This is a genomic window from Brevundimonas sp. (genome assembly GCF_031082345.1).
Lineage (GTDB): Bacteria > Pseudomonadota > Alphaproteobacteria > Caulobacterales > Caulobacteraceae > Brevundimonas.
Genome location: NZ_JAVHLH010000192.1, coordinates 1 through 5,678, shown reverse-complemented (window position 1 = coordinate 5,678; position 5,678 = coordinate 1). Strand labels below are relative to the sequence as shown.

Annotated in this window: 6 protein-coding genes; 1 reads left to right on the top strand and 5 read right to left on the bottom strand. The window is 73.3% G+C overall.

Annotated features, from left to right (window positions below; all coding sequences use genetic code 11):
- The 5 genes from addB to RDU12_RS11775 all read right to left on the bottom strand — a co-directional run.
- On the bottom strand, positions 1-2,233 hold a 2,233-nt coding region (addB, locus tag RDU12_RS11795), incomplete at its 3' end, for a double-strand break repair protein AddB (RefSeq protein ID WP_308684752.1).
- On the bottom strand, positions 2,230-2,952 hold the full coding sequence (gene murU, locus RDU12_RS11790) for an N-acetylmuramate alpha-1-phosphate uridylyltransferase MurU (protein ID WP_300292754.1): 723 nt from the start codon (positions 2,950-2,952) through the stop codon (positions 2,230-2,232). The genes murU and addB, both read right to left, overlap by 4 nt.
- 20 nt (positions 2,953-2,972) lie before the next feature.
- Positions 2,973-4,061 (bottom strand): N-acetylmuramate/N-acetylglucosamine kinase AmgK, encoded by a 1,089-nt coding sequence (amgK, locus tag RDU12_RS11785; RefSeq protein WP_300292751.1) that lies wholly within the window; start codon positions 4,059-4,061, stop codon positions 2,973-2,975.
- Positions 4,054-4,530, bottom strand: coding sequence for a tRNA (adenosine(37)-N6)-threonylcarbamoyltransferase complex ATPase subunit type 1 TsaE (tsaE, locus tag RDU12_RS11780; RefSeq protein WP_308684748.1), 477 nt, complete (start codon positions 4,528-4,530; stop codon positions 4,054-4,056). Before tsaE ends, amgK begins: the two co-directional genes overlap by 8 nt.
- Positions 4,523-5,398, bottom strand: coding sequence for a GNAT family N-acetyltransferase (locus RDU12_RS11775; RefSeq protein ID WP_300293642.1), 876 nt, complete (start codon positions 5,396-5,398; stop codon positions 4,523-4,525). The genes tsaE and RDU12_RS11775 overlap by 8 nt, the downstream gene beginning before the upstream one ends.
- Before the next feature lie 139 nt (positions 5,399-5,537).
- On the opposite strand from RDU12_RS11775, the gene RDU12_RS11770 reads away from it, so the two are divergent.
- Entirely contained in the window at positions 5,538-5,660 is a 123-nt protein-coding gene (locus RDU12_RS11770) for a hypothetical protein (RefSeq protein ID WP_308684745.1), read from the top strand.
- Positions 5,661-5,678: the final 18 nt, after the last annotated feature.

The window sequence follows — 5,678 nt, the reverse complement described above, 5'->3', positions numbered from 1 at the left end:
GGGTCACCGACAGGCGGCGTGGGCGCAGGGACACCGGCGGGCGGGGGTCGGGGCGCGTGGCCGGGGCCAGGGTCGACGGCGGCGCGCTGTCAGGGGCGTCGAGCGAGCGGGCCATGGCGAGGACGTCCGGGCGGCCGGGCAGGGCGTGGCCGGCGCCGCCGACCAGGGTCTCCAGCCGCCAGAGCCAGCGCGACTTGACCGAAGGCTGTCCGCCGCGCCGTTCGGCGTGCAGCAGGATGACCTCCGGCGCGCAGGCGGACTGGGCGAAGTCGTGGGCCGACAGGCCGATGCGCCGTTCGGGCGGCGGCAGACCCAGCGCCTTGCGCATCGGACGGGACAGGAAGGGATCGATCGGGGAGCCGCGCGGCCAGACCCCCTCCTCCATTCCCGCCAGGATCATCCGGTCGGCGCGCGCCAGCCGGGCCTCGATGGCGCCGAGGATGAGCAGGCGCGGATGGGCCGCGCCGCCGGTGCGGACCACCCCGGACGCCAGCATGCCGGAGATCAGCCGGGCGAAGTCGGGACCGGACAGCGGCTGGAGGCCGCCGCCGTCGGCGATCAGGTCGGACAGCATCCGCGCCGCCGCCTCACCCTCTGCGCCGCGCCAGGCCCCGTCCGTCGCCCCGCTCTCGTCGTGACACAGCCGTTCCACCGCCTCGACCAAGGCGGTCGCGGCGACGTCGACAGGGACCGGTCCGCCGGTGAACAGTTCGAGCCAGGGGTCGAGCGCGGCGCGGAGCGGGGTCAGCAAGGCCTCGCCTTCGGCGACCTGGGTCAGCCAGACGTCCGACCGGGGCCGTTCGAATCGCGGCTCGCGGGCGCGGGCCAGCTGGCGCTCGACGGCCGCCCAGTCGGTCGGGCGGGGTCCCCGAAGACCGTGAAGCTCCAGCATCCGAACCTGATCGGTCAGCGACCGCGGGTCGATCCCCAAGCGCGTCAGCGGGTGTTTGAGGAGCGCCAGCAGGGCGGCGGCGCTGAATGGCTCCCCGACCCCGTCGGCCAGAAGCGAGAGGAGGACGCCGACGGGTGTGATCGACAGGGGCGAGCCGGCCGAGGAGTCCGCCTCCAGGCCCCAACGCGACAACCGGGCCTGGACGCGGCGCGCGAACAGGGGGTCAGGCGTGACCAGGGCGGTGGTCTTGCCGGGCGTCTCGAGCGCCTCGCGCATCAGGACGGCGGCGACGGCGGCGGCCTCTTCCTCGGCGCGGGCGGAGATCAGGGTCAGGCCCGCCATCCCCTCGACGACGGGATCCCCCGGCTCGCGCGCCATGGCGTCGATGGTTTCGCGCCAGTCGGCGGTCGCCTTGGGCGGGGTCAGGGCCTCGGCGATCAGGCGGCGACGGGCCGAGGGCGCGGCCGCGGCCCCGCCCCAGATGGAGACGCGGTCGCGCGCGACGCCGTGACGGTCCAGCAGCCGCTTCAGGGCCCCCTGGGGATGCTGCTCATCCACGGCGTCCCAGGCGTCGACCGAGAGGTCGAGGTCGAGCCCTGGCAGGACGACGCAGCCCTGCGGCGCGCGGGCGGCGGCCCCGATGACGGCGGCGGCGGCCGAGGCGGTGCCGGTCGATCCGGCCACGATCAGGGGATGGGTCGGCGGGCGGGCGTCCCAGGCTTCGGCGAGCCGGCGCAGCAGGGCCGTGCGGCGGGCGGCGGGGTCCATCAGGCCCAGTTCGGCCAGACGCGCGGGCCACTGTTCGATGGCGATGGCCAGGAAGGCGGCGGATTCGATCCAGTGCTGAGCCAGGTCGGCGCCGGCCAGGCTGGAGACGAGGCTGAGGTCCGCGACCTCCTCCAGCTGGCAGGAATCAAGGAAGGCGCCGAGGGCGTCGGCCATTTCCAGCGCGTGCAGGGGCGAGGCGGCTGCCTGCGGATCGTGGGCGGCGACCATCCGCGCCATTTCGAACCGGCGCGCCAGCGGGCTGATGGCGGGGGGCAGGTCGAGGCCCAGCTCGCCGGGCGCGAAGGGCGGCTCGTCCTCCTCGAGGTCGCCCAGCGGCCGCACCTGTGGCAGCAGCACCGGCCGGTCGCCGGCCAGTTTCGTCAGGGCGCCGGTGAAGGCGCGGGCGGCGCGGCGGTTGGGCAGCAGGATGACCGCGTCGGACAGGGCCTCGGGCGGGTGTTCGCCGAGCCAGTCGAGCACCCCCGCCGCCAGGTCCTCGAGAAACGGCCGCCGGGCCTCGATGGCGTACCAGCGGGGCCCCTTGGGAGCGAACGGATCGAACCGGGCGGTCATCCTGTCCCGGCCAGTCTCGATTGGGCCAGTCGCGCCTCGGCCTCGTCCCGCGCCTGCGGGTCGCCGACGTGCATCCAGTCGCCGTCCAGCACGCAGCCGTACAGCCGGCCGGCGGCGGCGGACTTGCGCCACAGGCCGCTCAGCGAGAACGGCCCCGCCGGCCCGTCGGCGACATAGTCGGGCCGGCAGATGTGGACGCCCATATAGGCGAACGGGGCCTCGGGGGCGTCGCCGCGGAAGGTCAGGCGGCCGTCCTCGCCGAGGAAGACGTCGCCGGCGCCCTCGAAACCGATCGAGCCCTCGCGCCGCGCCAGCAACAGGGCGGCGTCCATGATTGACGGATTCCACAGGCGAGCGAGTTGATTCAGCGCGGAATTCCCCTCGGAGCCGTTGTCGGTCCAGACGCTGTCGATATTGGCCACGAACACCGGCTCAGGGCCCAGCAGCGGGGCCGCCTTCTTCAATCCGCCGCCGGTCTCCAGCAATTCCGCCCGTTCGTCGGAGATGACGATGTCCGGCCCGGGGCCGCGCGACGCCAGATGCTGTTCCAGCCGGTCGGCGAACCAGTGGACATTGACCACCGCCCGCCCGACGCCCGCCTCGCCCAGCCGGTCCAGCACGTGATCGATCAGGGCGCGCCCGGCCACCTCGACCAGGGCCTTGGGCCGGTCGTCCGTCAGCGGCCGCATCCGCGTGCCGAGGCCGGCGGCGAGCACCATGGCGGTCGTGGGCGCGTCGTTCATCCTCGTCTCGTCTCCGGGACATGGGTGTCGAACCAGGCGGCGACCGCTTCCAGTCCGGGCTGCTTCAGATTGGCGTTCAGATGGGCCCAGACGCGCGGCATGAACTGGCGATAGCGCGGCTTGCCGTCGCGGGCGATCAGCCGGGCGAAGACGCCGAGGATGCGGGCCTCGTTCAGGGCCGCGAGGGCGACATAGTCGCGCCAGTAGGCCTCGCGGTCGACCATCATCACCTCGCAATAGTGGTCGAAGGCGACCTTCTCGAGCTCGGGCGGGACGTCGCGACGCGCGTCCTGGAGCAGGGAGTGCAGGTCCCAGACCGGATGGGCCAGCACCGCGTCCTGGAAGTCGATCAGCCCGACCCGGCGGTGATCGGTGCGTTCCGGCAGCCAGATCAGGTTTTCGGCGTGATAATCCCGGTGGGCCACGACCCAGGCCTTGTGCTCGCCCATGCCGGCGATCGGGGCCCAGGCCGCCCGCCACTCGTCCAGCGCGGCGGGGCCGAAGTCGAGATCGGGATGCAGCTTCGGCATCCATTCGACGAACAGGTCGGCCCCGCCCTGCAGGGCCACGGCGTCATAGGTCAGCAACGGCCATTCGCCGCCGCGCCCCTGCATGGTCGGCGGCAGCAGGCCGGCCAGATGCAGTCGGGCGAGGGCGTCGACGGCGGCGAGATAGAGCGGCGCCTGGGGCTCCCCCTCCTCGATGACCCGGGCGAACAGGTCGTCGCCGAAGTCCTCGATGACCGCCAGGCCGTTGGCGACATCGACGGCGATGATCTCGGGCGTCGACAGGCCGGCGTGGCGCAGATGTTCGGCCACGGCCGCGAAGGCCTCGATCCGGCCGGCCGACAGCCGGGCCACGGCGTTCCAGCCGGCGGCGCGGCGCTGCTCGGGCGTCCATGACGGGTCACAGGGTTGGGACTCCGCCGCCGGCGCCTGGTCCATCAGCATCAGGGTCGTCCCGGCCGCCGTGGTCAGCCGTTCGTAGCGCCGCGTCGAGGCGTCGCCGGGCAGGGGCGCGCGGACGGCGTCGGCGAGGCCGGCCGACCTGAGGAAATCGAGACGCTGCTGTTCACGGTCAGACATGGAGGCTCTTCAACTTGCTGTCCCACGCCCCTGCGCCGGAAACGGTCGCAACGCGGCCCGGGCCCTCTTCGACGAGGCGGACGGTCAACCGGTCCGGCCCCAGCCAGGCGGACGGGTCGTCGCCCAGCCGTTCGGGCCATTCGATCACGGCGCAGCCTTCGTCGAGGGCCTCGTCGAGGCCGATCTCGGCGGCCTCTTCGGCGCGGGTCAGGCGGTAGAGGTCGAAATGCGCCACCGGCGGATCGCTCTCATAGAACTGCACCAGGGTGAAGGTCGGCGACGGCACGTCCTCGTCGGGACGTGTCAGGGCCCGGATCAGGCCGCGCGCCAGGGTCGACTTGCCCATCCCCAGCGGCCCGTACAACAGCACGGCCTCGCCGGGCGCCAGCAGCGGCGCGATGGCCGCGCCCAGGCGCGTGGTCGCGTCGGCGTCCGGCAGCGCCAGGGTGACGGCGGCGGACTCAGGCAAAATCGGCGTCCGGCTGGCTGGGCAGGACGCGCTCGGTGAAGGCCTTGAGCGCATAGGTCGCCCGGGCCGCGTCGATGTCGAGCCGCGACGGCGGGATCGGCTTGCCGATCTTGAGGAAGAACCGCTTGCGCTTCTTGTTCAGCAGCTCGTGGAACAGGGTGACGTCGCGCAGCTCCTGGGACACCCGGTCGAAGGCGTGGAACAGCCGCGAGGTCGGTCCCGCCACATGGATCGGCACGATCGGCGCCCCGTGTCGCCGCGCCAGAGAGGCGGCGGTCGGGGCCCAGTCGGGATCGGTCACCGACCCGTCCTTCGCCACCCGCGCCAGCCGCCCGGCGGGGAACATGACCAGGCATCGCTCGGCCTCGAACGCCTCCTTCGCCGCCAGCAAGGTCGCCCGGGTCTTTTCGCGCGTCCGTTTCTCGAGCACCCATTCGACCGGAATGACCGTCTCGCCCAGCCGGGGCGAGACGCGCAGGGCGTCGGCGTTGGCGAAGAAGACGGCGTCCCCCCGCCGCGCCCGGATGGCGTCGAATACGGCGATGCCGTCGGCGATGCCGGTCGGATGATTGGCGACGACGATGCAGCGGCCCGTCGCCGGGATCCGGTCGGGGTTCATGACCGAAACCTTCAGGTCCAGCAGGCCGCTCATATAGTCGAGCGCCTCGGCCCCGGAGAGCGGCCGCACCGCGTCGGCCATGAGAACGGCCTGACGATAGTTGAGCAGCTTGTAGAGAAACGGCCGCGCCACCGGCCACAGGGCCGACCGGGTCAGACGCGGCGCCCGCTCGGCGATCAGCGCATCGCAGATGTGCGGCCCATGGCGGCTGGGCGGCGCTCCGGACGAGGTCGGGGGGGCGGCGGTCATGCCGCGTGTTTGTCGCCGGTCCCGGGCCGCTCCGCAAGCGGGGAGACGCGGGGTTGGCGTGGGGGCGGCATTGACGCGCGGCTCCCGCGGCGCCACCCCTTCGCGCCGAGAAATCCACGCAACGCCGAGGACCCCGCGCATGCTGTCCATGACCCGCCTCCTGACCGGCCTCAGCGCCGTCGCCCTGCTCGCCGGCGCCGCGGTCCTGCTCGTCGCCGCGGTCGCCGTGGCGGTCGTGGGCATGCGACGGAGGCTGCGATGAAGGCCCGCACCGTGGGCG